Raw genomic sequence first — 24,946 nt, forward strand, 5'->3', positions numbered from 1 at the left:
TCTCGCACTCACCCCGCGCGGATCAGCCCACCCGCCAGGCCCGCGGCGATCGCGGCGGTACGGCTGTCGACGCCCAGCTTGTCGTAGATGTGCACCAGATGCGTCTTCACGGTGGCCTCGCTGATGAACAACCGCTTGGAGATCTGCCGGTTGGCCAGTCCTTCCGCCAGCAGCCCGAGGATCTCCGTCTCGCGCGGCGACAGCGCCGGACGGCCGGACCGCACCCGGCCCAGCAGCCGTGCCGCGACCGGCGGCGCCAGCACCGTCTCACCGCGCGCCGCCGCCCTGACCGCCTCCGCCACGTCTTCCGGCGGCGCGTCCTTGAGCAGGTAGCCGGTGGCGCCAGCCTCGACTGCCGCCAGGATGTCGGCGTCCGTGCTGTACGTGGTCAGGATGAGCACCGCGGGCGGATCGGGCAGCGCGGTGATCCGGCGGGTGGCCTCCACCCCGTGCATCCCCGCGCCCATCTGGAGGTCCATCAGCACGACGTCCGGCGCCGGACCGTCCTGCGCCACCAGCGCGAGCGCCGCCGCGCCGTCCGCCGCCTCGCCGACCGCGGTCAGCTCCGGCAGGTCGTCCACCATGGCCCGCAGCCCCCGCCGCACCACCGGGTGGTCGTCCACGATCAGCACCCGGATCACGCCGTCACCCCCGCCGCGCCGGCCGGGAGCGACGCGGCGACCGCCGTGCCCTCGCCAGGCGCCGACTCGACGGTCAGCGTGCCCCCGAGCGCGGCGATCCGCTCCCGCATCCCGTGCAGCCCGAAGCCGCCGCCCGCGCGCACCGCGTCCGGGTCGAAGCCCACGCCGTCGTCGTAGACGTCCAGCGTCACCTGCCCGTCGAGGAACCCCAGCGTCACCGCGACCCGGCCCGCCGAGGCGTGCCGGGCGGCGTTGGCCAGCGACTCCTGGGTCAGCCGCAGCAGCGCCACCTCCGCCTCCACCGCCAGCGGGAACGGCTGTCCGTCCACCCGGAACGTGGCCAGCTCCCCGTATCCGCCCGTCACCCGGCGCAGGGCCTCCGGCAGCGGCGCGTCCTGGAGCGCGGGCGGGGTGAGGGCGTGCACGAAGCGGCGCGCCTCGGCGAGGTTGTCGGCGGCGGTGCGTCCGGCCTCGCGGATGTGCTCGCGCGCGGTGCCGGTCGCCGCGCCGGACGGCAGCGCGCTGTCGGCGGCCCTGGCCAGCAGCACGATGCTGGACAGGCCCTGCGCGAGGGTGTCGTGGATCTCCCGGGCCAGCCGCTGCCGCTCGGCCAGCCGTCCCGCCTCGCGCTGGGCGGCGGCGAGTTCGTCGCGGGTGGTGACCAGGTCGTCGATGAGCCGCTGCCGGGCCCGGCTCTCCCGGTACAGCGCGGCGTAGCCGTACGCGGTCAGCACGGCGACGGCGGCGCCGGCCAGTGGGCCGATGACCTTCGCCGCGGTCAACCCGCCAGGACCGGCCGCCTGCGTGACCACCACCGCGGCGGTCACCGCCGCGACGCACGGCAACGACCAGCGCACCGGCACCAGATGCAGGTAGAGGAAGAAGAGCGGGAACGCCAGATAGCCGAAGTCCGGGTCACCGGCCAGCGCCGCCGCCCACAGCAGCGTGAGCGCCGCCAGCCACACCGCCGTCCCGCCGCGCCCGCGCCGCAGGCCCAGCGCCCCGGCCGGGTAGACCGCCGCGAGCAGCAGCCCCAAAACCAGCACCCACCGGTCCGCCGCGCCGCCGGCCGCCCGGCCCAGCGCGATCGCCAGCAGCACGTAGAACATGCCATGCAGCGCGGCGCGGGTCAGCCGCAGCGCACGGGTGTCGTCGGGCACGTGCCCCGGCGGGGCGGCGGTCGGGTCGGGGGCGTTCACGCTGTACGAGGGTACGGGCGCCGAACCGGCCGAAGACGGGCGCCGGCATCGATCGTTCGGTGGATGTCGCCCCGCTCCCAACGGACGACGCGGCGACCGACCGCCTGCCCGACGGCGCCGGGGCTCCGCCCGGGCAGGCTTGCCGGAGTCCGACTCCCCAGGAGGAACCCGGTGTTCGTCGCGCTGCGCGACATCCGCTTCGCCAAGGGCCGCTTCGCGCTCATGGGTGCGGTCGTCGCCCTCATCACCACTCTCGTCGTCTTCCTCTACGGCCTGACCGGCGGCCTGTCGCGGGCGTCGTCGTCCGCGGTCTCGCACCTGCCGGCCGACCTGATCGTCTTCGCCGGACCCGGGAGCGCCGCGCCGCCGGTGTCGTTCAGCGGCAGCACGGTCGCTCCCGGGCAGGCCGCCGCGTGGGCGTCGATGCCCGGCGTCACCCGCGCCGAACCGCTCGGCGTGGCCATGACGCGGATCGCCTCGGCCGGCGAGTCCGGCTCGGTGAGCGTCTTCGGCGGCCCGGCGGGCCTGCTGCCGGCGCTGCGTTCCGGTGCCGCCCCGCACGACGGGCAGGTGGTCCTGAGCGAGCAGGCCGCCGACACGTGTCACGCCCGGGTCGGCGCCATCGTGAGCCTCGGCGCGCAGCGGCTGACGGTCAGCGGCATCGGCCAGGACCTGTCGTACGCGCACGCCCCGGCGGTCTGGACGACGACGGCGACCTGGGAGCAGGTCAGCGGGCAGCGGCAGCCGACCGTCCTCGCGGTCGACGGCCACCCCACGGGCACGCCCGTGCCGGGCACCCGGGCGGTCGGCCGGGCCGCCGCGCTCGCCGGGATCGACGGCTACGGCGCCGAGCAGGGCAGCCTGCGCCTGATCCAGGCCTTCCTGTTCGCGGTGAGCGCGCTGGTCACCGGGGCGTTCTTCACCGTGTGGACGGTGCAGCGCGGGCCGGACGTCGCCGTGCTCAAGGCGGTCGGCGCCGGCACCGGCTACCTGGTGCGCGACGCGCTCGGGCAGGCGCTGGCCGTGCTGGCGGCCGGGGCGCTGGCCGGGGGAGCGGTCGGGGCGGCCGGAGGCGCGCTGGCGTCGTCGGCGGTGCCGTTCGCGGTGGGCGCCGGGACGGTCGCGGTGCCGGTCGCGGTCATGGTCGTGCTGGGCCTTTCGGGCTCGGCGCTCGCGGTGCGGCGGATCACCGCGGTCGACCCGCTGACGGCGCTGGGAGCGGCGCGATGAGACCGCCACCCGCGCCATCCCCGGCCACGGCCACCAGCCGACAGCGGACCGAAGGACCCCCGATGACCCCCACCGCGCCGACGCCGCCGCTCGTCCTCGACGACGTCCTGCTCACCTACCCCGACGGCGACCGCCGCCTCACCGCGCTCGACCGGGTCTCGCTCACCGTGCGGGCCGGGGAGTTCACCGCCGTCGCCGGCCCTTCCGGGTCCGGCAAGTCGAGCCTGCTGGCCGTCGCCGCCACGCTGCTGCGCCCGGACGCCGGACGCGTGATGGTCGCGGGGCGGGAGACGGCCGGGCTGAGCCCGCGGGCGCTGACCTCGTTGCGGCGCGAGTCGGTCGGCATCGTCTTCCAGCAGTCCAGCCTGCTGCCCTCGCTGACCGCCGTCGAGCAGCTGCTCGCGGTGGAGCACCTGCGCGGCGGCAGCCCCCGGGCGGCCCGGGCCCGCGCCGGGGAGCTGCTGGAACGCGTCGGCCTCGAGGCGGCCAAGTGGCGCCGCAGACCGCACCAGTTGTCCGGCGGAGAGCGTCAGCGCGTCAACATCGCCCGCGCGCTCTTCCCCGGCCCCGCCGTCCTGCTGGCCGACGAGCCGACCTCGGCCCTGGACCACGAACGCGGCGCGCGCGTTATGGACCTGCTGGCCTCGGTGACGCGCGAACACCGCACCGCGACCGTGCTGGTCACCCACGACCGCGCGCTGCTGGCCCGGGCCGACCGGGTGCTGCTGATGCGCGACGGCGTGCTGGCCGCCGCGTGAGCGTCACTCGTTGTGGGCGTAGAGCTTGAGCACCGGGACGCCCACGGTGTGCCGGGCACGGGAGGCCCAGTCGCGGTGGAAGAACTCCTCGACCAGGTGCGGCGTGGTCAGCACGATCACCTCGTCGGCGTGCGTCTGCTCCACCACCGACTTCAGCAGGTCCAGCGGGTGTTCGCCGACGATCTCGCCGACCGCCTGGGCACCGGTCGCCCGCAGGGCCCTGAGGCTGTGCTCCAGCGAGTGCATCGCGGGGGCGAGCGCGTTCTCGCCCTCCGGTTCCTCCTCCTCGCGGGCGGCCTCGCGCAGTTCGCCCAGGGCCACGTCGTCCAGGGCGCGCAGCAACCGCTCCTGGTCGCCGCGCGGCTGCATGAGAACGACGAAGGAGACGGTCTCGCCCGTGTGCAGGGTGGTGACCAGTTGCACGTCAACGGGGGCGAGCGGCTTCTCGATCATGAGTACGGTCGTGATCACGGATCTCGTCCTTCTTCCTCACGGGCCACTCGGCCCCCACGGAAACCATCCTGCCCCGCATCGGCCGGGGCAACGCGAGAGAAGCTTTCCCTCGCGACAATAAACGGAACGAGGCATTCCGGAGTGGTGAAACGAGGAGTGCGGACGGTTGTTCAAGGGGTGGTACGCACGAGTCGTGACCCGGTACTACGGCGCGAAGCGGGGCCCGGGACGGCCCACGCGACTATCGGCGCTCGCGCACGTAACGGGTGAAGAGGAATCCGTCCTCCTCCAGGACACTCGCCGGAGTGAAGCGTTCCGGAACCTCCACCACCGGTCCGTTCATGATCCGCGGCGCCAGGCCCGAGGTGATCAGCGGTGCGATGGTCAGACACATCTCGTCCACCACCCCGGCCGCCGCGAACTGACCCAGCAGACGCGGCCCGCCCTCGGCCAGCAGCCGCCGCAGCCCCAGCCCCGCCAGCGCGCGCACCGCCGCCGCCGGGTCCACGCGGTCGCCCGCCCCCGCGATCACGACCCGGGCACCTGCGGCCTCGGCGGCCCGCATCCGCCCCGGGTCGGCCTCGGCGCCGGTCAGCAGGACCGTCGGCACCACCGGAGAGGTGAACAGCGGCGCCGAGAAGTCCAGGTCCAGCCCCGCGCTGACCACGGCGATCACCGGCGCCGGGGTCTGCCCCAGGGCGGCACGGCGTTCCGCGAACGCCTCGCGGGCCTTCGCGGGCCGGTAACCCTCCTGGCGCACCGTCTCCGCGCCGACCACCACCGCGTCCGCGAGCGCCCGCAGCACCCCGAAGATCCGCATGTCCGCGTCGGAGGACAGCGGCTGCGAGCGGCCGTCGTGCCGGGCCGCGCCGTCCAGCGAGGCGACCATGTTGGCCCGCATCCACGCCGTCCCCTCCGGCAGCGGAGCCGGGTAGGCGTAGGCGTCGGCGAGCGCGTCGAGGGTGTCGAACGGACCGGCGGGCGTGGCGAACGTCTCATCGCCTTCCGGCGTGGGGAACAAGCGGCGCATGGAACGCAGTGTGACACGGCCCGTAGGCTTGGTGACTGTGTCATCGACGTCATCGCCCTCGTCCCCGCGGCCGCGCCCGATAGCCGAAGCGGCGGACGCCGAGCCCGTCTCGCTGTGCGACCGCGAACCGCACGTGCCCGCCGACCGGCTGGTCGCCGAGATGGTGCCGCCGCCGCGCTTCGACGCCGTACGGTTCGACACCTACCTGCCGGACCCGGGGCAGCCCAGCCAGGCGGAGGCGGTCACCGTGCTGAGCGGCTTCGCGGCCGGCCTGGGCGGCGGCGCGACGGCCGCGGCGGGCGGCAGGCGCCGGTGGTTCCGCAAGGAGGCGCCCGCGGCGGCTGCCGGGCCCAGCGGGGTCTACCTCGACGGCGGCTACGGCGTCGGCAAGACCCACCTGCTGGCCTCGCTGTGGCACGCCGCGCCCGCGCCGCGCGAACAGAAGGCGTTCGGCACGTTCGTGGAGCTGACCAACCTGGTCGGCGCGCTCGGCTTCCAGCAGGCGGTCACCGCGCTCAGCGGCCACCGGCTGCTGTGCATCGACGAGTTCGAACTCGACGACCCCGGCGACACCGTGCTGGTCTCCACGCTGCTGGGCAAGCTCGCCGACGCCGGGGTCAAGCTCGCGGCGACCTCCAACACCCTGCCCGGCAAGCTGGGCGAGGGCCGGTTCGCCGCCGCCGACTTCATGCGGGAGATCCAGGGCCTGTCCGCCCGGTTCCGCTCGCTGCGCATCGACGGCGAGGACTACCGCCACCGCGGCCTGCCCGAGGCGCCGCCGCCGTACGCCGACGAGGAGGTCACCGAGGCCGCGTACCGCACGCCCGGCGCCTCGCTCGACGACTTCGGGCCGCTGCTGGGGCACCTGTCCCGGGTCCACCCCAGCCGCTACGGCGCGCTGTGCGACGGGGTGGACGCGGTCTTCCTGCGCGGTGTGGAACCGGTCGGCGACCAGGCGACCGCGCTGCGCCTGGTGGTGCTCGCCGACCGGCTCTACGACCGCGAGGTGCCGGTGATGGCGTCGGGCACCGCGTTCGACCGGATCTTCAGCGACGAGATGCTGGCGGGCGGCTACCGCAAGAAGTACTTCCGCGCCATCTCCCGGCTCACCGCCCTGGCCCGCGACGCCAAGCGGACCTGAGCGCTCCGAAGGCCGCCCGAGGCGGCGGCCCGGCGTCACGCGGCGGCCCGTCGTCAGGCCGTCTCGGCGCTGTCGTCGCGCAGCACCGCCGCCGTGCCGGCCGGCAGCAGCAGCTCCCCGCCCGCGTGGTCCAGCCGGGACGACGCGGCCAGCACCGCCGGGTCGGCCAGCGGCACCTTCCAGGCGGCCCGGCCGAAGTTGACGGCGACGTGCAGGCCGCCCCCGCGCGTCACCAGCATCCACCGCTCGTCCTCGTCGTACGCGACCTGAGTGAGCGTCAAGTCGGGGTCGGAAAGTGCCGGTTGGGAGGACCGCAGGGCCAGCAGGGCCGCGTACCACCGGGCCAGTGAGGCGTGCGGCTCGCGGTCCCGCTCGTCCCAGTCCAGGCAGGACCGCAGCCGGGTCGCCGGGTCCTGCGGGTCGGGCACGTCGGCCTCGGCCCAGCCGTGCTCGGCGAACTCCCGCCGCCGCCCGGTGCGCACCGCCTCCGCCAGCTGCGGATCGGTGTGGTCGGTGAAGAACTGCCACGGCGTCGAGGCCCCCCACTCCTCGCCCATGAACAGCATCGGGGTGAACGGCGAGGTCAGCACGAGGGCCGCCGTCAGGGCGAGTTGACGCGGCGTCAGGCGGTCGCCGACCGCCCGGTTGCCGATCTGGTCGTGGGTCTGCGCGTACCCCAGCAGCCGGTGGCCCGGACTCGTGCGCGGCAGCGGGCGTCCGTGGACGCGCCCGCGGAACGAGGAGAACGTGCCGTCGTGGAAGAAACCGCCGGTGAGCGTCTTGGCGACCGCCGCCAGCGGGGCCCGCGCGAAGTCCGCGTAGTAGCCGTGCGCCTCGCCGGTCACCGCGGCGTGCAACGCGTGGTGGAAGTCGTCGCTCCACTGTGCGTGCAGGCCCAGGCCGCCCGCCTCCCGGGGCGCGGTGGTACGCGGGTCGTTCAGGTCGGACTCGGCGACCAGGAACAGCGGGCGCCCGGTCTCGGCGGCGAGCGCGTCCACGGCCGTCGACAGCTCCTCCAGGAACGTCAGCGCGCGGGAGTCGGCCAGCGCGTGTACCGCGTCGAGCCGCAGACCGTCCAGCCGGTACTCGCGCAGCCACGCCAGCGCGCTGCCCAGCAGGAACGCCCGAACCTCGTCGGAGCCCGGCGCGTCCAGGTTGACCGCCGAGCCCCACGGCGTCCAGTGGCGGTCGGTGAAGTACGGGCCGAAGCGCGGCAGATGGTTGCCGGACGGGCCCAGGTGGTTGTGCACGACGTCCAGCGCCACACCGAGCCCCAGCCCGTGCGCGGCGTCCACGAACCGCTTCAGGCCCTCGGGCCCGCCGTACGGCTCGTGGACCGCCCACAGCGAGACGCCCTCGTACCCCCAGCCGTGCGTGCCGGGGAACGGGCAGACCGGCATCAGCTCGACATGGGTGACCCCCAGCTCGGCCAGATGGCCCAGGCGGCGCGCGGCGGAGTCGAAGGTGCCCTCACGGGTGAAGGTGCCGACGTGCAGCTCGTACAGGACGGCGCCGGGCAGCGGGCGCCCCCGCCACGGATTCGTCCACGCGAAGCGGGCGTGGTCCACGACCGCGCTGGGGCCGTCCGGGCCGTCCGGCTGCCGTGCCGAGCGCGGATCGGGCAGCGGCTCGCTCCCGTCCACCCGGAAGGCGTACCGCGTGCCGTCCTCCCACGGCAGGCCCTCGGGCGCCGTCCACCAGCCGGGCCGTGCCGGATCGGGGCGCATCGGATGGCCGGCTCCGGCGATCTCGACCTCGACGGCCCGCCGGGCGAGCGGCGCCCACACCTCGTACCCCACGCGGTCCTCCTCGTGACGACTGGCGCCGCTCCCGGCGCGTATGCCGGACATCTGCCCACGCGCCCGCGCCGGACGCCTACGGATGCGCGTTCGGCGGATCACCGTCGCGTGACGACACCGCGACCGTATGTACCGAACCGTCCTGGCTCAACTCGACGATCGGTATCGCCTTGTTCCTCGGGCCGCCCCCGGAGTCCAGCGAGATCAGCCCGCTCGCCCCCGACACCGCCCTCGCCCCGTACAGCAGCGTCGTCATCTGGACCACGTCGGCGCCGGTCACCGTGTCCGCGGCGGTGCCTCCGGAGGACGCGTTGCGGATCGCGGTGACGGCGGTCAGCGTCGCGTCGTACCCCATGATCGCCTGCCCGTCGTCCAGTGCCTCGCGGGGGAACGCGGTGCGGAACTCGCCGCCGGGCTGGAACGGCGCGATCGCGGTGGCGTCGAAGGACTGCGGGCGCAGCGTCCAGGCGCCCGGGTGGGCGAGTCCGGTGTACAGCAGCCTGATGTCGCCCAGCCGCAGCGCGTCCTTGACCTGGCCGACCCCGGCGGACTGCCCGACCTGCGAGGCGTCGTCGCCGGAGACCACGGTCAGCGGCTTGTCGGCGCATTGCCGGTGCGACAGCGGCGCGAGGAAGCGCGGCAGGTCGATGCCCCGGCCGGCGAAGTACACCACGTCGGGCGCGTCCAGGCACACGTTGGCCATCTGCTGGGTGAAGTACGTCGAGACGTCCGACTTCGACGAGTCGTACGCCATCGGCTGGTCGACCAGCAGTCCGGCCGGATAGCTCTTGCGGAACGAGGTGGCGAGCGTCGAGGTGTACAGGTCGTCCGACCGGGTGTCCTCGACCAGCAGCACCTTCGCCTTCGGCGCCGTCCTCAGCAGGTACTTCGCCGCCGCGGCCGCCTCGTCGGAGTTGGAGGGCGCGACGCGCACCAGGCCGGGGATGCCGATCAGGTCGTCGGAGGTGATGACCGAACCGAACGCGGCGAGGTCCTGCCGGGTCAGCTGCTCGATGCTGGAACGCGTCGCCAGCGTGCTGGTGCCCAGGCCCGCCACCGCGACGACATGGTCGGCGGTGCGGTAGCGGCTGATCTGCGCGAGGGTGTAGTCGCGCTGCGCGGTGGTGGCGCCGGTGTGCGCGAGCAGCAGCACGATCTGCGGCGAATCGCCTTGCGCGTCGGTGTGATTGGCCTCCCACTGCGCGGTGTAGGCGCCCTCCAGCTCGTGCCGGATCGAGTCGGTGGTGTTGGTGCTGCCCGGGCCCTGCACCATCGACATCAGGTACACCACCCCGACCCACGGCGCGCCGCCCGGCTTGGCCGCCGCCGCCCGCACCCGGTCGTTCTCCGTGTGGATCAGGCCGAACAACGAGGCCAGGTCGGGGGAGTACGCGTAGGAGCCGTCCGTCAGCCCCACGCAGGCGTGGTCCGGGCCCACCTTCGCGACGCCGTCGGCGCACCGCGTGCTCGCCGGACGCACCAGCGAGTAGACGCCGGTGCCCAGCGCGACCAGGGCGACCACCAGCGCCAGCACTCCCAGCCGCCCCCGCCACCACGGGCGCGGCGGGTCCCAGGTGCCGTCGGAACCGGGGGAACGTGCCGGTGAGCGGGAGAACACGATCGACCTCCTACGGAACGGGACACCGCACGCCGCCACAGCCCGGCGGCGCCACGCGTCCTCACGTCGAACGCGCCTCGTAGCGGGCGGCCTCCGACCGCAGCACGGCGCTGTTGGCGTCGGCGTGCAGGGCCAGGTCGCGCAGCGAGGCGCTGATGGTGAAGTTCAGCTCGGGGCGGGCACTGGGCAGCCGGTTGCGCGGATCGACCGCCAGCCACAACGCGGTCACCAGCAGCGCCAGGGAGCGGTGCTTGCCGTACGCCTCGGGCGCCAGGTCGCGGGCGAGCCGGTCGGCGCGGTGCGAGGCGGGCTCCGACAGCACGACCGGGTCGCGCATCGGCGCCGCGGTGACCGCGTACAGCTCGTACAGCCACGCCTCGGTCGGCAGCCCGCCCAGCGAGACGCGCAGCGCCGTCACCACCTCGTCCACCCTGCCCAGCGCCAACATGTGGTGCGGTACGGCGAGTTCGTGGCCCGCGCGGTCCGCGTGCCAGGCCCGCATCCGCTCGTGCGCGGTGTCCCAGTCCGGGTGCGGCCCGCCCCCCTCGCGGGCGGCCAGCTCCCGGGTCAGCAGCAGGCGCAGCCACGGTTGCAGCACGTGGGACTCGGGCAGCCGCCTCGGGTGCGCCGCCGGGCCGTCCGCGGGCAGGTAGCCGGAGCCGCGCCCGCCACGGGTGCCCGCGTCCTCCGACAGCGGCGGCACCATCCACAGCCGCTCGGCGGTGTCCTCCAGCAGCGTCTCGCGCAGCCGGGGAGAAAACCCCTCCAGCAGACCGGAGTTGACGGCCGACTCCATGTCCCGGGCCGCCGCGCACGTCACCAGGCCCGCCAGCTGCTCGGCGTCCATGCCCTGCGTCAGGTACCGCAACGCCTCCTGGCCCAGCGTCGGCGGCGCCGGCGAGCCGCCCGCGCCGCCCGGGTCGCGCACCAGCGGACCGGAGTCGAGGATGCCGCGCAGCCGCTCCTGGGCGTCCGGCCGCTCCAGCAGCCGGGCCGCCGCCCGCTGCGTGCGCAGCACGCTCCACGGATGCCCGTACGTCAGCCGGTGCACCAGCGGCGTCGCCTCCGGCAGCCTCGGCGCGATCGCCGCCCCGAGCTGCGAGACCTGACCGGCCGTCAGGTCCGGCAGTTGCACGGCGTACCACCACCAGGACGCGTCCGCGGGCGAGGCGGGCACCGCGTCGTGCCAGTCGTCGTACGACGCCCGCTCGCCCCGGCTGATCCGCAGCCCCGCCGGTCCCGGGTCGAACGGGCCCGGCACCGCGCGGGCCGTCGAGGACGTGGCGACCACCAGCAGCGGATCGCACCCGCCGTCCGGCGCCGCCCGCATCAGCGCCTCGCGCAGCTCCAGCAGCAGACTGAGGAAACGGGTGCCGTCACCGCGGTCGATGTTGTCCAGCACCACCAGGCAGTTGCGGTCCCGGCCCAGGCCCGGCCGCCCCGCGTAGGCCGCCCGCAGGTCGGCGAGGAACGCCTCGCACAGCAGCCGGTCCACCCGCTCGGCGTCGGCCGGATCCTCGCTGCGGCTGCGCTCGTTGAGGGCCACCAGCGCGGCCAGCGGCTCCGACGGGCTGCCCTCGCCGTACCACTCGACGCCGGAGCGCGACACCGTCGACAACAACCTCGGCCCGATGCCGCGCAGCAGCAGCGAGGCGAGCAGCCCGGCGCCCGGCACCGGGATCACCCCGATGTCGTTGAGCAGCCCGACGACCTCCGACAGCGCGTCCGCCGCGGGCCCCGCGGCACGCTTGCGGGCCGAGCGCATCGCCTTGGCCAACTGGTGCTTGGCGTGCTCGGGGTTGTTGGCGTCCAGCCGCAACTCCGGGTCGACGGCGACCAGTCCGTGGGTGAGGCGGGGGAAGTGCAGGGGCCGCTGGTGCGGAGCCTTGAGCGACAGGCGGAACGCCAGCCGCGCAGCGACCTCGTGCGGGCGCAGCGTCGCGGCGGCGAAGTCGTGGCCGGCCGTGGGCGCGGTGGACGCGCGGTGCGCGAGGTGTTCCAGTGCGGCGGTCTTGCCGCTGCCGTGCCGCCCCAGCAGCACGACGACCGGCAACGGGCGGTCCGCCCGCCGCGTCCCCTGCCGGGCGCGCACCCAGCAGTCGCGGACCAGCGTCTCGACGGCCTCCAGGCCGAGCGGACGGACGGGCACGTCGGGCACAGTGCTGGTCCCCCTTCGCAGCAACGTGATCGCGCCGACCCATCGTGGCACGGATTCCTTTACCCGGTACAGGAGTTGGCTTTACGCGGTAAGGGAGCCGAACGCTCCGCCTTCGGCCCCTCGGCTGGGGCGGCCGGTGGCAACTGGACACCCCGGGCCCCGCCCCGGAGAATCCGTAGCGTGAGGTCATACGAGTTCCAGACGCGCTCCGGCCGGCCGTCGGACGCCGAGCGGGACCGGGCCGTCGAGGTGCTCAAGGAGAACGCGGTCCGCGGCAGGCTGTCCCACGACACCTTCCTGCGCCGCATGGAACTCGCGCTCGCCGCCGAGGACCGCGAGGCGCTCGGCGCGCTCACCGCCGACCTGCCCTCCGGCGGCCGTCTGAGCCGCTGGACGCTCGGCGTGGTCGGCGCCTGCTCGGCGTTCGGCGTGCGGGTGCGCAGGGCCTGGCGGGTCGAGCGGCTGCCGAGGCTGATGCTGCCCGAGCCCGGCCCGCGCCCGTTGCGCATAGGCCGCGACTACGCGTCGGGCCTGCGCGTCCACGACGACTCCGTCTCCCGGGTGCACGCGGAACTGGCCTGCGAGGGCGGCGTGTGGATCCTGCGCGACCTGGGCTCGATGAACGGCACGTGGGTCAACGGGCGGCGGGTGATGGGCGCGACGACGGTGCGCCCGGGAGACGTCGTCACCTTCGGCGCGGTCGGCTACCGCCTGGCGGCCGAGCCCCCGGGAAGCCTGCCCGCGTGACGGTCACTCCGTCACGCGCGAAAGCCATGCCTCGTGCGTGCCGTCGAACGGCGCCTGGCGGCGGGCGACCGACTCCGTGAGGCGGTCCGCGGTGTCACGGGCACCGGAGACGATGTCGGGCGGGTAGGCGTAGCGCACCTGGTGCTCGGCGAACTCGTCCTCGTCGTCGACGAACACCGACCCGTCCCGTCGCCGGATCACGTCCAGGTCGAGATCGGCCATCGTCACCCGGTCCTCGGACGGCCAGCGGGGGAGCGTGGTGATGTCGCAGTAGATCTCGTACTTGTGCGGCACGCCGTTGAAGGACGCCGTCCACCACGCGTCGCGCGGCACCAGCAGCACGAACCCCACGCTGCACTCGACCGGCGGCTCCTGCCCCCTCTGCATGCGGCTCCCCGGCACACACCCCAGCCAGGTCCCGAACCGGTCCTCACCGAGCCGCTGCGCGTGGTGGTGCCAGTGCAGGGACCCGTCGTACTTGGTGTAGACGACCTCGACGCTCTCCAGTTGACCACTCATTCCCCGAACCTACGGTCGGCCCCGGCCCGCGCGCACCCGAGTTCCGGTCGGCCGGCACCGCCGTGTCGAGGACGGGCGTTGCGTGCGGGAACAGCCGAGGTGGCCGACACTGTTGCATCGACCGAGCGAACCGAACCAGACCGACCTGACCCGACCCGACCCGACCCGACCCGGGGCACTCCCCGCACGGAGGAATCCTTCATGAACGACCGGCCCTTGACGCTGATGGCCGTGCACGCCCACCCCGACGACGAGGCCACGAGCACGGGAGGGATTCTCGCGCGGTACGCGGCGGAGGGGATCCGCACGGTGCTGGTGACGTGTACCGAGGGTGGCTGCGGTGACGGGCCGGGGGGTGTCAAACCGGACTCCCCTGAGCACGATCCGGCCGCCGTCGCCGCGATGCGCCGCCAGGAGCTGGAGGCGAGCTGCGCCGTCCTGAAGGTCGCGCACCTGGAGACGCTGGACTACGCCGACTCCGGGATGATGGGCTGGCCGACCAACGACGCCCCCGGTTCGTTCTGGCGGACCCCCGTGGAGGAGGCCGCCGCCCGGCTCGCGGACCTGATGAGGCGTTACGAGCCCGACGTGGTCGTGACCTACGACGAGAACGGCTTCTACGGCCACCCCGACCACATCCAGGCGAACCGGATCACGATGGCGGCGCTGGCGATGACCGAGGCGACGCCGAAGGTGTACTGGACGACGGCACCCCGCTCGATGATGCGGCGGTTCGGCGAGGTCATGCGGGAGTTCGACGCGGACTGGCAGGAGCCGGACCCCGCCGAGGCCGCCGCGATGGCCGAGATCGGACTGCCCGACGAGGAGATCACGACCTGGGTGGACGTCACCGACTTCGGCGCCCAGAAGTTCGACGCCCTGGCCGCGCACGCGAGCCAGGGCGAGAACATCTTCTTCCTCAAGATGGGGCAGAAGCGGTTCACGGAGCTGATGGGCGTGGAGACGTTCGTACGGGTCCGGGACACGACAAACGCCCCGGTCCCCGAGAACGACCTCTTCGCGGGACTGCGCTGATCCGCCGGCGCCAACTCGCCGTGGTCCGGCGGCGGTTGCCGCACGCGCATCCGCCGCCGACCCGGACCGGCCGGCCGTCTTCGACCAGTTCGGCATGACCGTGCGCGCGGAGTGTCAGTCGTCGTCGGCGATGAGGTCCGTTATCGCGGCAGTGACGGCTTCGGGCTGCTCGTCGGGGATGAAGTGTCCGGCGGCGGGCACGACGACTCCGCTCGTTTCGTCGGCCCATGGGCTGAGGGAGGCGGCCATGTCCGCGACGGAGCCGTGGCTGCTGGAGATTCCGAGGACGGGCACGGTCAGGTGCCGCCGTTCGAGCGCCTCGCGGTTCCTGCGCGCCGACTCCGCGGCGTCCCGGTAGTACGCGAGGGAGGCGCGCAGGCCGCCGTCGGCGGCGACTGCGGCCGCGTAGTGGTCGAGTTCGGCGTCATCGAACGTGTCGGGGGACAGGGCCTTCGCCTTCAGGAACCAGCCGACGTACTCGCGTTCGCGACCGGCAAGCAGCGTCTCGGGCAGGTCGGGCACGAGGTGGAACGCGAAATGCCAGGTCTTCCACGCTCGGTCCGGGTCGGTGGGGATCGCCTCCGGGAGAGTGATACCGGGAATTCCGGCGTCGAGCAGGGCGATCCCGCGCAGGTGGCTCTCGAAGGTGAGGGCGAGGGAGAAAGCGACCCAGGCGCCGATGTCATGGGCGACCAGGGAGTAGGCCGACACTCCGAGAGCCTGCACGGCGGTGTGGACGTGTGCGGCGACCGTGTGTGTGTCGTAGCCGCGCTCCGGACGCTCGGAGTGGCCCTGACCCGGCAGGTCGATCGCGATGACGCGGAACCGGTGAGTGAGGCCGGGCATCACCTTTCGCCAGGCCCACCAGGTCTGCGGGAACCCGGCGAGCAGGACGACGGCCGGGCCGCTCGGCTGCCCGCCTTCCACGGCGTGGAGGCGGACGCCGTCCGCGTCGACCCAGCGGTGAGTGAATCCGGTCAGATGCCGCAGGGGCAGGTCGGGCACGGGGTTGCTTCCGGAGACCTGCGGGGTGCTGGGTGCCGGGCCGGTCATGGGAATCCCCTGTCGGTGTCGGGTGTGTGGTCGGGACGGATGGCGTAGCTGCCGGCGGCGACGAGGGCCACGTGGTGTGTTTCCCGTGTGATCGCGAAGTGCACGGTAGGCCTGGCCAAGACCGCACTCGAGGGCTAACACATCTTGAACTGTTCGGTTCAAGATAAGATGGTGCACGACACAGTCCGAACCATCGACGCATCGCCGAGGAAGTGCCGCGTGGCAGGCAAGAAGCAGTTCGACATGGACACGGCGCTCGACGCCGCGATGATCCAGTTCTGGCGCGACGGCTACGCCGACACCTCATTGGACGATTTGTCCCGGGCGACCGGCCTGAACCGCAGTTCCATCTACTCCTCCCTCGGCGACAAGGACACACTCTTCCTGCGCTGCCTGGATCTCTACGCCGCGCGCTATGGCGAGAAGTACGACGCCGCCCTGTCGGGCGCGGCCTCGGACCCCGTGGCCGCCGTTCGCGCGTTCTTCGGCGTCACCCTTGAGCGCATCGCCGATCCCGAACTGCCGGATGGATGCCTGATCGCCCAGTCGGCCATGGCGATCCCCGTTCTGAGCCCGGCCGTCGCGGCGCACGCCAAGCAGGCGCTCGGCTTCCAGTACCTGCGTCTGCGCGCCGCGCTGAAGGCCGGCAGGCTGACCGACGAGGAAGCGGAGGCCTTCGCCGTACACACGGCGGCTGTGAACCAGTCGCTCGCCGTCATGAGCAGGGCCGGGGCGAGCCCGGCGCAACTCCTGGCCGTCGTGGGCGTGACCCTTGACGCGCTGTCGCGGGCGTCGCGGGCGTAACGAATCCGATGCGGCCGACGGACTCGCGGCGGCCGACCTCACGCGCTGATATTGCATCAGTTACTGCCATTGCTGTGCGCAAGCCCCGCAGGGAGACGTCCTGCGGGGCTTCCGTCCATCTGGGCTGTCAGCGGTCCTTCGGGGAGAAGTCCAGTGTCAATGCTTCGCCGGATTTGACGGTGAACCATGCTGCGGGGAATTCCAGGCGGATGCCGCACAGTTCGCCCACGGGATTGTGGATTTCGGAGGATGAGACGATTTCGCTGAAGCCCGGTTTCCCTATCGTCTCCACCTCTTCGAAGGCCCATGACTCGGCGGGGTGGCACCAGGAGGGCAACTCCGGCCACCGGCCCTCGGTGACCTTCAGGGTCCAGTCCGTGGCGCACGACAAGAGAACGGAGGGACCTGTGTCCAGCAGGAACTCCACGGCCTCGATCGGTGAGGTGCCTCGGGTGACGTCTGAGAGATACCTGACGCTGTACGCGGCTCGTACCTGCCGCCCGGCTCGAATGTTCACTACTTCTCGCTCGATCATTCCTGGAATCCGTGCTAATAGGGAGTGGCCTGCTGGAAGGCCTGCTTGGCGGCCTTGGCGTGAGCGGTGGCCTGGTCGTCAGCCTTGGCGGCCTGTCCGGCGTGGGCGGCCGCGTCGTCGGCGGCCTTCGCCGCGTTCTCGGCGTGCGTGGCCGCGTAAGTCCTCGACGGCGGAGGGCGGTGTGCCTTCGGCGGACGGCCGCGGGTCCGGCGAGTCGGCGGAGGCGAGCGCCGGTACGCCTACGGTGGCGGTGAGTGCGGCGGCGAGGGCCGCTGCGGTCGCGACGAGTATTCCGCGAAAGCGGGAGGTCACCCGAAATTCCTTTCCGGCACGGGTGCGACGGCCCGTCTGCCGCCCCCGTGCGGACGTAATGTGCAAGTAAAGGTCGCACGGACCTTAGGGCGGATCGGCGTCATGGGCAACGTGACTGGATTCACAGAGGCTTCACAGGGCACGCATGGGTAGCTCATGGATTGAGCGTGGACACGACACGCTTATAGAGCTGAAACGCCCGTCCCGGGCGGGATTCATTGCCTGACGCTCCGTCATGTCGGCCGCGTCTGCCGCCCGTGACGTCGACCGGTGAGCGGTCGAAATTGAGATGGCAAGGTGAAGGAGGGGTAAAGAGACCCGATATCATTCGTGCGGGGGCGAGCGCCGATCCGTTGGCATTGCGGTACGTGAACGCGCTGTTCGGCATCGGATCACTCCGAGAGGCGGGCAACGGGCCAGGCCCTCCGCCGCTGCCCCTCCCGCCATCACCACTCACCCACTCACCACTCGCCACTGACCACTCGCCACTGACGAAACACGAGGTATCCCTTCCGTGCACGAGTACGTCGCCGCCGAAGCGGGACAGGGTTTCGGCTGGAGCCGCCTTCTGACGGCCGCCCTCGGTTTCGCGTTCCTCGTCGTCCTGATACGCGTGGGGCGTGCGCAGCGGCGGACCGGGCGGTCCGTGCTGAGTCCCGGCGAGCCCATGGAGTGCGGTGACCGGCTGGTCCAGCCGCCGCCTCCGCGCACGGTGCACCGTGTCGTCGGGTGGGTGTTCACCGTCGTGGGGTGGACCGGCGTGGCGTTCTTCGGCGTGACGGCCGTGGCCCTGGTCCTGAGTCGCGTTCTGCCCAAGTGACCTCGGGGGTTCCTCAGGTTGGCTTGCGCCACACGGAGATGTGCTTCACGGAGTCCTGGGTGAAAGGCGCCCCGTCCCAGTCCGCGACGCGGCGTTCGAGTTCGAGCCCGGCGATCCGCGCCATCAGGTCGAGCTCCGCCGGCCAGGCGTAGCGGTGTCGGGAGTCGTCGCGGCGGTAGTGGTCGCCCTCGCGGGTGAAGTGGTGCGAGACGAGAATCTGCTCGACCAGGTCGAAGGTGTCGAAGCCGAGATGCTGGTCGGAGACGTCGAACGGCACCGCGACCTGGCCGGGCGGCAGAAACCGCAGCGGCGGCACGCCCAGCTCGATGACGAACCGTCCCCCGGGCCCCAGATGACGTGCGGCGTTGCGGAAGCACTCGACCTGCTCGTCCTGCGTCAGCAGGTTGGTGATGGTGTTGTAGAGGAGATAGACCAAGGTGAACTCACCGGGAACGACGGTGGTGGCCATGTCCCCGATGACCACGGGGAGGGTGTCCTCGTCGACTTTGCGCCGCAGCACCGCTGACATGTGCTCGGACAGTTCGATGCCCGCTACCGGCACGCCGCGTTCCCGGAGTGGGACGCCCACTCGCCCGGTCCCGATGGCGAACTCCAGTGCCCGGCCCTTCCCGGCGAGTTCGGCGAGGAAGGCGAGAGTCGGTGTGAGGACGGCGGCCGAGGACATCTCCTTCTCCTCGGCGTCGTAACGGTCGGCGGTCGCACGGGTCCACAGCTCACTGCTCGTCACGGGCGGCCACTTTGCCGGGTACCGAGGGGCGCTGTCGACGCATTTGCGTTCTCCTCCGCGCGGCGTTGCACCGTCCACAAGGCGTCTTCCCACGCAGTTGCCGCGCATCGTTGTGTCCGCGTTCCTGGCTACCTGGACGGCTTGGCTGACGGGTGCAAAACGGCTGACGCCAGCTGCTCGCGGAACCAACGATGTCCCGGATCCGCCGAGTTGCGGGGGTGCCAGGCCAAACCCAGGTCCACCGGCTCCAGGTCCAACGGGATGCGGAACGTGCGCAGGCCCAGCGCCTCGACCGTCTCCGGCAGCCAGTCGGCGACCGTGAGGGCGACGAGGTCGGCGTTCCGGGCCAGCATCATCGCGCTGGTGTGACTGGGCACGACCACCGCGATCCTTCGGCGCAGCCCGAGCCCGGCGAGCGCGGTGTCGATGGGACCGAGGCGCTTGCCCTGCCGGGAGATGCCGATGTGGTCCACCTCGGCGAAGCGCCGCGCGTCGATCGGCCCGTCGAAGAGGGGGTGGCGCCGCCGTGCGACACCGACCACCCGCATCCGGGCCAGCGGTCGCGTGCGTGTCTCGGGGTCGAGGTGGGCCAGCACGCCGAGTTCGACGTCCACCCAGCCCTGCCGCAGCGCCGGGCCGCCCTCCATCGCCTCCGGCAGGAAGACGACGTCCACGTGCGGAGCCTCGGCGTGGATGCGTTCGGTCAACGTCGCCGCCAGCCCGGCCAGCAGCAGCTCCGAGGCCTGCACGGTGAAGGTGCGCCGCAGGTGCACCGCGTCGAAACCGGCCCCGGGCCGCAGCACGTTGTCGCAGCCGCGCAGCAACGCCGCGACCTCGTCCTTGAGTTCGAGAGCGCGCGGGGTCGGCACCATGCCCTGACCCGCACGGACCAGCAGCGGATCACCGACCGCGCGGCGCAACCGGGCCAGGGTGCGGCTGGCCGCCGCGGGCGAGGTGCCCAGGCGCTCGGCGGCTCGGGTCACGCTGTTCTCCTGGAGCAGGACGTCCAGTGCGCGCAGCAGGTTGAGATCCATGAGCGCTCCCGAGCTGGGCTTTTGCGTTTTGCGGCAAGTATGGGATGCCGATCCTCGCATTGTCGCGGAAGGGCGGCGCGCGGAGAGTGGGAGGTGCCCGCGACGAGGTGTCGCGCCCGCGCCACTGATCATTCCAGGATCGCCCCCGACCCGACTCCTCGGGGCGATCCCTCGGCGCCCGTCCCTTCGGTCCGGGTCCGTCCGTCTCCGGCCCGTTCGATTCCTTACAAGGAGCCTCCGTGCAGCAGCATTCACCCCGCGCCAACCCCGCAACCGGCGCACCTCGCTCAGGCCGCGAAGGCGACGTCCTGGCCGTCGTCAGCCAGAGCGGGCCCACCGTCTCGTTCTTCGACGCGACCTCCGACCGCCACCTGGAAACGATCGAAGTCCTCGCCCAGCCACACGAGTTGTTCTTCGATCCCACCCAGCGCCTGCTGTGGTGCACGAGCGCCTACCACTCGGGCTACTACCACGCCAACAGCGGACGCCGCACCGAGGTGACCGTCATCGACCCCGACGCCCGCCGCGTCGTCGAGGTCATCGACCTCGCCCCCGAACACGGCCCGCACGGACTGGCGTTGGACGCCGAACGCGGACGGCTGTACGTCAGCGTGGAGGGCGCGGCGGACCGGCCCGGCGGTGTCGTGGTGATCGACACCGCGACGCGCAAGCCGGTGGGCCGGATCGACACCGACGCGCCAGGGCCGCACTGGTTCGCCATCGACCCCTCCGGCAGGACGGGTTACGCCACGAACAAGGAGGCCCCGTTCGTCTCCGTCGTGGACCTGGAACGCGGCACGCTCACCGCGAAGGTCGAGGTGCCGGGCAGCGAGGGGCTCGCGGTCTCCGCCGACCACGCGTTCGTGGCCTCGCCGTACGGCGGTTCCTTCTTCGAGACGGGGGAGAAGCGGCCGGCCACCGGCATCCGGGTCATCGACCACCTGACGGCGACCGTCGTGGACACCTTGCCCACCCAGGACGTCGTGTTGCCGATGCACCTGACGTCGACGGGGCTCGTGCTGGCGGGCGAGGCGCCCATGGAACCGGACCCGGACACCCGCCTCGGCCGCCAGGCCCCCGGCCGCCTGTCCGTCTTCTCCGCGACGACGCGTGAGCGGGTCGGCGAGGTGGAGGTGGGGCTGTGCCCGCTGACGATCAGCTCGTCCCCGGACGGCCGTCTCGCCTACGTGGCGTCCGTCGTCTCTTCGACCGTCGATGTCGTGGACCTCGAAGCGCTGGAGCCCCTCGCCCGCATCGACATCCCGCGCAACGGCGAACCCGGCGCGCACGGCCTGGCGTACATCCCCCGGGCGGTCTGACGGCCGCGGGACGGCGTGGCCGCACGCCAGGCGAGCGGTCCGGCGACAGTGCCACGCGGCGGCCCGAGCGCCGGGACGTTGCCAAAGGATGACGGTATGCCGCCGACCGCAGACATCCGGCCACGCACCGTCGCCGACTGGAACATGCGGCCGTGGTCGCGCGCTACCCGGTCGCGACGCCCAGGAAGCGCAGCACCGCCAGGACGCGGCGGTGGTCGGCTTCGGCCTTGGGCAGGTCGAGCTTGGTGAAGATGCTGTTGATGTGCTTGGCGACCGCGCTCTCGCTCACCACCAGCTCGGCGGCGACGCCGGAGTTGGACCGGCCGCCCGCCATCAGCTCCAGCACCTCGCGCTCACGCGGTGTCAGCCGGTCGAGCGGATCGCTGTGCCGGCGCACCAGCAGCTGCGAGACGACCTGCGGGTCGAGCGCGGTGCCGCCGGCCGCCACCCGGCGTACCGCCTCGGTGAACTCCTCGACGTCGGCTACCCGTTGCTTGAGCAGGTAGCCGACGCCCGAGGTGTTGGCGGCCAGCAGGTCGGCGGCGTAGCGCTCCTCCACGTACTGCGACAGCAGGAGCACGGCGGTACGCGGATACTGGCGGCGGATCACCAGCGCGGCACGTACCCCCTCGTCGGTGAAGCCGGGCGGCATGCGCACGTCGACCACGGCGATGTCGGGACGGTGCTCCTCGACGGCCGCCAGCAACGCTTCCGCGTCGGCGACTTGCGCGCACATCTCGAAGCCGGCCGCCTCCAGCACCTTGACCACGCCGATGCGCAGCAAGAGGGAATCCTCGGCGATCACGGCGCGCACGGCAGCTCCACGGTGATGACGGTCGGGCCCCCGGCGGGGCTGCGGCAGGAGAACGTGCCGTCGACGGACGCGACGCGCTTGGCGAGCCCGGCGAGCCCGGTGCCACCGCCGGCCGCCGCGAGATCCGCGCCGCCCGCGCCGTCGTCCGCGACGACCACCAGCAGTGTCTCCCCGATCCGCTCCACGGTCACGTCCGCCCGGGTCGCCTGGGCGTGTTTGACTACGTTCGTCAGGGCTTCTGAGACCACGAAGTACGCGACGGCCTCGACCGTGGGTGAGGGGCGCCGCGGCAGGTCCACCGCCACGCGCACCGGGACCGGGAGGCGGGCCGCGACCCCGGACAGCGCGGCGTCGAGGCCGCGGTCCTCAAGGACGGCCGGATGCAGGCCGCGCACCAGGTTGTTCAGCTCGGCGATCGCCTCCTTCGCCTCGCGGTGCGCCTCGTCGATCACCCTGCGGGCGTCCTCCGGCAGGTCGCCGAGGGTGGCCCTGGCCAGGCCCAGGTTGACGGCGAGCGAGACGAGGCGCTGCTGTGCGCCGTCGTGCAGGTCGCGCTCGATCCGCCGCCGCTCGGCGTCGGCGGCGTCGAGCACACCGGCTCGGCTCTCGGCGAGGTCGGCTACCCGGCGGGCCAGCTTCTCCGTGCGGCTGGGGCCCAGCAGCACCTCGGCCGTCCGGATGTCCAGCCGCACCCGGGCCCCGGTCAGCCGGGGCCCGAGGAACAGCAGGGCGAGGCCGCAGGCGGTGATGTACGCGGCCTGCGTGGTGTACCCGAGGTCGGTGAGCCGCCACTGCGGGGGCAGCGCCCAGATCCACACGTAGATGGAGGCGGCCACGAGAGCGCAGGCCCAGACGGTGAGGACGGCGAGGTCCAGGACGGCGAGCAACGGACCCGCCACGGCGTGGTAGCAGACCTGCCGCCACAAGGCCCGTGTGGTCAGCCGGCGTACCGCCGACTTCCAGTTGCGTCCCGGCCCGGGTACGGCGGGTCGCGGGAGGTCCTTGCCGGCGAGCGCCCGGTAGCGTAGCCGCTGCCCGGCGGTCAGCAGGGGTGTCACCACGAGCGTGAGCAGCACGGGCAGCGGGGCCACGGCCGGCACCAACGCCGCCATCGTGCCGAGCAGCCAGAGCCACAGTGGCAGCACGGCGAGGTGGAGCGGCAGGCCGGCGGCGATGAGCGCGGTCCGGCGCCCCGCCCTGCGGAACGGCCAGCCCAGTACCAGCCGCAGCCACGTCGTGAATTGCATGCGTCAAACGGTAAAGCCGCAGGCCACTCCCATGCCATGACGCTTCTGCCCGGCTTGGGGGTGCACTTTTCTCCACCCCCGGTCGGAACCCTGCGTGACTGACGGCGCCCTGGTGTGCGGCGGAGGGTGGAGCACGTGAACGGGAGAGCCGGCGGGGAGCGGGGGAACACGGTGCGTCAACTGGTGCTACACGATGGCGAATTCGCCGATGGGGAGGGCTTCGGCCGTGCCGAGGTCATCCCGCTCCACGAGGAGGCCGAGGAGCCGCGTCCGGCGCGGGGCATGCGGCGGGCCGGGTGGCTGCTGGTCGCCTGCGGGCTCGCCCTGCTGCCGTGGCTGTACGTGCTGGCCACCGGCCTGCCGGCCACCGAGACCGCGGCGCACTGGCCGGTCGCCTGGGTCGGGCTCGACGCGCTGGAGGCGCTCGGCCTGATCGCCACCGGCCTCCTCGCCGCCCGCGGCGACCGGCGGCACGCCCTGGTGGCCGCCGCGACCGCGACGCTGCTCGGGGTGGACGCCTGGTTCGACACCACGACCGCGGCCCCGGGCGGCGACTTCGCCACCGCGGTCGCCATGGCGCTCGGCGCCGAACTGCCGCTCGCCGCGCTGTGCGGCCGGCTGGCGCTGCGGGCGCTGAGCCGGCACGCGTGACCCCGACAGCCCGGCCACATGCCACGGACCACATCAATCCACCGGAGAACACCATGCACCGCATCGCCACCACCGCCCCCCTCGCCCCGATCCCGGCCCGGACCCGCTGGGCGGTCGCCGCCGGGGTCGGCGCCGCTTTGGCCGCCGCCTGGTGGCTGGGCGACACGGCGCCCTATCCGTACGCCCAACGCGGCATCCTCGACGTGCCGTTGCCGTTCCTGACAGCCGACCGGATGGACGCCGTACTCCAACCGCGGCCCGGGGAGCGGATGCTGGAGATCGGCCCGGGCACGGGTCTGCAGTCGCTGCATGTCGCCCCGCAGCTCGGGCCGGAGGGACGGCTCGACGTGCTCGACGTCCAGCAGGAGATGCTCGACCACGTGATGTGCCGCGCTGAGCGCGACGGCGTGGCGACGATCAGGCCCACCCGCTCGGACGCACGTGAACTGCCGTACGAAGACGGGACGTTCGACGCCGTGTACGCCGTGACAGCGCTCGGCGAGATCCCCGAGCCGGAGCGGGTACTGCGCGAGGCGGCACGGGTGCTGGCATCGGGCGGGCGGCTGGTGGTCGGCGAGTTCTTCGACCGGCACTGGATCCCCTTCGGCCGGCTGCACCGGCTCGCCGACGCCGCCGGCCTCCACCTGACCGAGCGCCGCGGCCCAAGCCTGGCATACCTCGCCCGCTTCCGACCCTGCGCAGCCCACGCGCCGGGCCACCAGAGAGGGCGCCTCGCCCGCGGCGACCGGGGCACCAACGGGCACCCTGCGCGGTGACGCGATCACCGAGGCGGCCACCGGTGCGAGCGGCAGGCCGCTCCAGGAGGCGAGGGGCTCCGCCCCAACGGCGGCTTCGGGCCTCGGTCGCGCCGACGCCCGGGCAGGTGGACGGCCGGGCGGTCACGCTCATCCGGCAGCGGACGCCGGACCACAACTCGTCTGGGCCGGTGTCGTTGGGTCATTGAACGCGTGATGGGCGGCCCGCCGCATGCGGACGCCTCCGACCACCGCGGCGAGCGCCAGGCCGTGCGTCAAACGCGATGGCGCGTCATTCGGTGCCCGGGAGTTCCCCGGACTTCACTGCCGCGATGAAGCTGCTCCAGGCGTGGGTGCTGAACAGCAGGGCGGGGCCGCTGGGGTTCTTGCTGTCGCGTACGGGGACGACGCCGGAGGCGGCGGCGTGGGCGGGGGCCCATTCGACGCAGTCGCCGCCGCCGCCGTTGCTGTGGGTGGACTTGACCCAGGTGGCGGCCCGGGCCAAGTCCGGGGTGGTGGACATGGG

Annotated in this window: 25 protein-coding genes; 10 read left to right on the forward strand and 15 right to left on the reverse strand. The window is 73.0% G+C overall.

Annotated elements, in window-relative coordinates; genetic code table 11:
* Window positions 1-8: 8 nt before the first annotated feature.
* Window positions 9-641, reverse strand: a complete 633-nt coding sequence (locus tag CK485_RS20960) for a response regulator transcription factor (RefSeq protein ID WP_109453419.1) — start codon at window positions 639-641, stop codon at window positions 9-11.
* On the reverse strand, window positions 638-1,840 hold the full coding sequence (locus tag CK485_RS20965) for a sensor histidine kinase (protein ID WP_342673494.1): 1,203 nt from the start codon (window positions 1,838-1,840) through the stop codon (window positions 638-640). The genes CK485_RS20960 and CK485_RS20965 overlap by 4 nt, the downstream gene beginning before the upstream one ends.
* Window positions 1,841-2,011: 171 nt before the next feature.
* Here CK485_RS20965 and CK485_RS20970 point away from each other — a divergent pair, with 171 nt between their 5' ends.
* Together CK485_RS20970 and CK485_RS20975 are read left to right on the forward strand one after the other, a co-directional pair.
* Window positions 2,012-3,070: an ABC transporter permease gene (locus CK485_RS20970; RefSeq protein ID WP_109453420.1), complete on the forward strand. Its 1,059-nt coding sequence runs from the start codon at window positions 2,012-2,014 to the stop codon at window positions 3,068-3,070.
* A gap of 62 nt (window positions 3,071-3,132) precedes the next feature.
* Window positions 3,133-3,828 carry an ABC transporter ATP-binding protein gene (locus tag CK485_RS20975; protein WP_109453421.1) on the forward strand — a complete coding sequence of 232 codons (696 nt, stop codon included), beginning with the start codon at window positions 3,133-3,135 and terminating at the stop codon, window positions 3,826-3,828.
* A 3-nt stretch (window positions 3,829-3,831) separates the two neighbouring features.
* Here CK485_RS20975 and CK485_RS20980 read toward each other — a convergent pair whose 3' ends face one another.
* A complete protein-coding gene (locus CK485_RS20980) occupies window positions 3,832-4,299 on the reverse strand; it encodes an indole-3-glycerol phosphate synthase (RefSeq protein ID WP_109453422.1) in 468 nt (155 codons plus the stop codon).
* Between the two features lie 223 nt (window positions 4,300-4,522).
* Window positions 4,523-5,311 carry a pyrimidine reductase family protein gene (locus tag CK485_RS20985; RefSeq protein WP_109453423.1) on the reverse strand — a complete coding sequence of 263 codons (789 nt, stop codon included), beginning with the start codon at window positions 5,309-5,311 and terminating at the stop codon, window positions 4,523-4,525.
* Between CK485_RS20985 and zapE the strand changes: the two genes are divergently transcribed.
* Window positions 5,310-6,452, forward strand: a complete 1,143-nt coding sequence (gene zapE / locus CK485_RS20990; protein ID WP_199239460.1) for a cell division protein ZapE — start codon at window positions 5,310-5,312, stop codon at window positions 6,450-6,452. The two genes, CK485_RS20985 and zapE, sit on opposite strands and share 2 nt — an antisense overlap.
* A 53-nt stretch (window positions 6,453-6,505) precedes the next feature.
* Here zapE and treZ read toward each other — a convergent pair whose 3' ends face one another.
* The 3 genes from treZ to CK485_RS21005 all read right to left on the reverse strand — a co-directional run bounded on the left by treZ (window position 6,506) and on the right by CK485_RS21005 (window position 12,018).
* On the reverse strand, window positions 6,506-8,251 hold the full coding sequence (treZ, locus tag CK485_RS20995) for a malto-oligosyltrehalose trehalohydrolase (RefSeq protein ID WP_109453425.1): 1,746 nt from the start codon (window positions 8,249-8,251) through the stop codon (window positions 6,506-6,508).
* A 76-nt stretch (window positions 8,252-8,327) separates the two neighbouring features.
* Window positions 8,328-9,869: an ABC transporter substrate-binding protein gene (locus tag CK485_RS21000; protein WP_109453426.1), complete on the reverse strand. Its 1,542-nt coding sequence runs from the start codon at window positions 9,867-9,869 to the stop codon at window positions 8,328-8,330.
* A 61-nt stretch (window positions 9,870-9,930) separates the two neighbouring features.
* Window positions 9,931-12,018 (reverse strand): hypothetical protein, encoded by a 2,088-nt coding sequence (locus CK485_RS21005; RefSeq protein ID WP_241968509.1) that lies wholly within the window; start codon window positions 12,016-12,018, stop codon window positions 9,931-9,933.
* A gap of 189 nt (window positions 12,019-12,207) precedes the next feature.
* On the opposite strand from CK485_RS21005, the gene CK485_RS21010 reads away from it, so the two are divergent.
* Window positions 12,208-12,774, forward strand: a complete 567-nt coding sequence (locus tag CK485_RS21010) for a DUF1707 and FHA domain-containing protein (protein ID WP_109453428.1) — start codon at window positions 12,208-12,210, stop codon at window positions 12,772-12,774.
* Between the two features lie 3 nt (window positions 12,775-12,777).
* On the opposite strand, the gene CK485_RS21015 is transcribed toward CK485_RS21010, so the two are convergent.
* Entirely contained in the window at window positions 12,778-13,293 is a 516-nt protein-coding gene (locus CK485_RS21015; RefSeq protein WP_109453429.1) for a DUF402 domain-containing protein, read from the reverse strand.
* 201 nt (window positions 13,294-13,494) lie between these two features.
* Between CK485_RS21015 and CK485_RS21020 the strand changes: the two genes are divergently transcribed.
* Window positions 13,495-14,328 (forward strand): PIG-L family deacetylase, encoded by an 834-nt coding sequence (locus CK485_RS21020; RefSeq protein ID WP_109453430.1) that lies wholly within the window; start codon window positions 13,495-13,497, stop codon window positions 14,326-14,328.
* 114 nt (window positions 14,329-14,442) lie between these two features.
* Here CK485_RS21020 and CK485_RS21025 read toward each other — a convergent pair whose 3' ends face one another.
* A complete protein-coding gene (locus CK485_RS21025) occupies window positions 14,443-15,381 on the reverse strand; it encodes an alpha/beta hydrolase (protein ID WP_109453431.1) in 939 nt (312 codons plus the stop codon).
* Between the two features lie 219 nt (window positions 15,382-15,600).
* Here CK485_RS21025 and CK485_RS21030 point away from each other — a divergent pair, with 219 nt between their 5' ends.
* Window positions 15,601-16,185, forward strand: a complete 585-nt coding sequence (locus CK485_RS21030) for a TetR/AcrR family transcriptional regulator (protein WP_109453432.1) — start codon at window positions 15,601-15,603, stop codon at window positions 16,183-16,185.
* A gap of 127 nt (window positions 16,186-16,312) precedes the next feature.
* On the opposite strand, the gene CK485_RS21035 is transcribed toward CK485_RS21030, so the two are convergent.
* Window positions 16,313-16,720, reverse strand: coding sequence for a hypothetical protein (locus tag CK485_RS21035; RefSeq protein WP_109453433.1), 408 nt, complete (start codon window positions 16,718-16,720; stop codon window positions 16,313-16,315).
* 826 nt (window positions 16,721-17,546) lie between these two features.
* Between CK485_RS21035 and CK485_RS21040 the strand changes: the two genes are divergently transcribed.
* Complete coding sequence (locus CK485_RS21040; RefSeq protein ID WP_109453434.1) at window positions 17,547-17,852, forward strand: hypothetical protein; 306 nt, start codon at window positions 17,547-17,549, stop codon at window positions 17,850-17,852.
* A 13-nt stretch (window positions 17,853-17,865) separates the two neighbouring features.
* Here CK485_RS21040 and CK485_RS21045 read toward each other — a convergent pair whose 3' ends face one another.
* Complete coding sequence (locus CK485_RS21045) at window positions 17,866-18,600, reverse strand: class I SAM-dependent methyltransferase (protein ID WP_109453435.1); 735 nt, start codon at window positions 18,598-18,600, stop codon at window positions 17,866-17,868.
* Window positions 18,601-18,728: 128 nt separating this feature from the next.
* The gene (locus CK485_RS21050) at window positions 18,729-19,634 is read right to left on the reverse strand and encodes a LysR family transcriptional regulator (protein ID WP_109453436.1); all 906 of its coding nucleotides are present in this window, start codon (window positions 19,632-19,634) and stop codon (window positions 18,729-18,731) included.
* A 239-nt stretch (window positions 19,635-19,873) separates the two neighbouring features.
* Between CK485_RS21050 and CK485_RS21055 the strand changes: the two genes are divergently transcribed.
* The gene (locus CK485_RS21055) at window positions 19,874-20,953 is read left to right on the forward strand and encodes a surface layer protein (RefSeq protein ID WP_109453437.1); all 1,080 of its coding nucleotides are present in this window, start codon (window positions 19,874-19,876) and stop codon (window positions 20,951-20,953) included.
* A 163-nt stretch (window positions 20,954-21,116) separates the two neighbouring features.
* On the opposite strand, the gene CK485_RS21060 is transcribed toward CK485_RS21055, so the two are convergent.
* Both CK485_RS21060 and CK485_RS21065 read right to left on the reverse strand, forming a co-directional pair.
* Window positions 21,117-21,767 (reverse strand): response regulator transcription factor, encoded by a 651-nt coding sequence (locus CK485_RS21060; RefSeq protein WP_109453438.1) that lies wholly within the window; start codon window positions 21,765-21,767, stop codon window positions 21,117-21,119.
* Window positions 21,755-23,014: a histidine kinase gene (locus CK485_RS21065; RefSeq protein WP_109453439.1), complete on the reverse strand. Its 1,260-nt coding sequence runs from the start codon at window positions 23,012-23,014 to the stop codon at window positions 21,755-21,757. The genes CK485_RS21060 and CK485_RS21065 overlap by 13 nt, the downstream gene beginning before the upstream one ends.
* Before the next feature lie 183 nt (window positions 23,015-23,197).
* Between CK485_RS21065 and CK485_RS21070 the strand changes: the two genes are divergently transcribed.
* Both CK485_RS21070 and CK485_RS21075 read left to right on the forward strand, forming a co-directional pair.
* Window positions 23,198-23,665, forward strand: a complete 468-nt coding sequence (locus CK485_RS21070) for a hypothetical protein (protein WP_241968510.1) — start codon at window positions 23,198-23,200, stop codon at window positions 23,663-23,665.
* Between the two features lie 53 nt (window positions 23,666-23,718).
* A complete protein-coding gene (locus tag CK485_RS21075) occupies window positions 23,719-24,441 on the forward strand; it encodes a methyltransferase domain-containing protein (RefSeq protein WP_199239461.1) in 723 nt (240 codons plus the stop codon).
* A 271-nt stretch (window positions 24,442-24,712) separates the two neighbouring features.
* On the opposite strand, the gene CK485_RS21080 is transcribed toward CK485_RS21075, so the two are convergent.
* The gene (locus CK485_RS21080) at window positions 24,713-24,943 is read right to left on the reverse strand and encodes a DUF397 domain-containing protein (protein ID WP_109453441.1); all 231 of its coding nucleotides are present in this window, start codon (window positions 24,941-24,943) and stop codon (window positions 24,713-24,715) included.
* Window positions 24,944-24,946: the final 3 nt, after the last annotated feature.

It is taken from the genome of Streptomyces sp. ICBB 8177, assembly GCF_003144095.1.
Classification (GTDB): Bacteria; Actinomycetota; Actinomycetes; order Streptomycetales; family Streptomycetaceae; genus Streptantibioticus_D.

Bases quoted from the DNA above. Each gene is read 5' to 3' on its own strand.
- CK485_RS20975 (WP_109453421.1), top strand. From the start codon at position 3,133: ATGACCCCCACCGCGCCGACGCCGCCGCTCGTCCTCGACGACGTCCTG.
- zapE (WP_199239460.1), top strand. From the start codon at position 5,310: ATGGAACGCAGTGTGACACGGCCCGTAGGCTTGGTGACTGTGTCATCG.
- CK485_RS20985 (WP_109453423.1), bottom strand. From the start codon at position 5,311: ATGCGCCGCTTGTTCCCCACGCCGGAAGGCGATGAGACGTTCGCCACG.
- CK485_RS21015 (WP_109453429.1), bottom strand. From the start codon at position 13,293: ATGAGTGGTCAACTGGAGAGCGTCGAGGTCGTCTACACCAAGTACGAC.
- CK485_RS21020 (WP_109453430.1), top strand. From the start codon at position 13,495: ATGAACGACCGGCCCTTGACGCTGATGGCCGTGCACGCCCACCCCGAC.
- CK485_RS21025 (WP_109453431.1), bottom strand. From the start codon at position 15,381: ATGACCGGCCCGGCACCCAGCACCCCGCAGGTCTCCGGAAGCAACCCC.
- CK485_RS21035 (WP_109453433.1), bottom strand. From the start codon at position 16,720: ATGATCGAGCGAGAAGTAGTGAACATTCGAGCCGGGCGGCAGGTACGA.
- CK485_RS21050 (WP_109453436.1), bottom strand. From the start codon at position 19,634: ATGGATCTCAACCTGCTGCGCGCACTGGACGTCCTGCTCCAGGAGAAC.
- CK485_RS21065 (WP_109453439.1), bottom strand. From the start codon at position 23,014: ATGCAATTCACGACGTGGCTGCGGCTGGTACTGGGCTGGCCGTTCCGC.
- CK485_RS21075 (WP_199239461.1), top strand. From the start codon at position 23,719: ATGCACCGCATCGCCACCACCGCCCCCCTCGCCCCGATCCCGGCCCGG.
- CK485_RS21080 (WP_109453441.1), bottom strand. From the start codon at position 24,943: ATGTCCACCACCCCGGACTTGGCCCGGGCCGCCACCTGGGTCAAGTCC.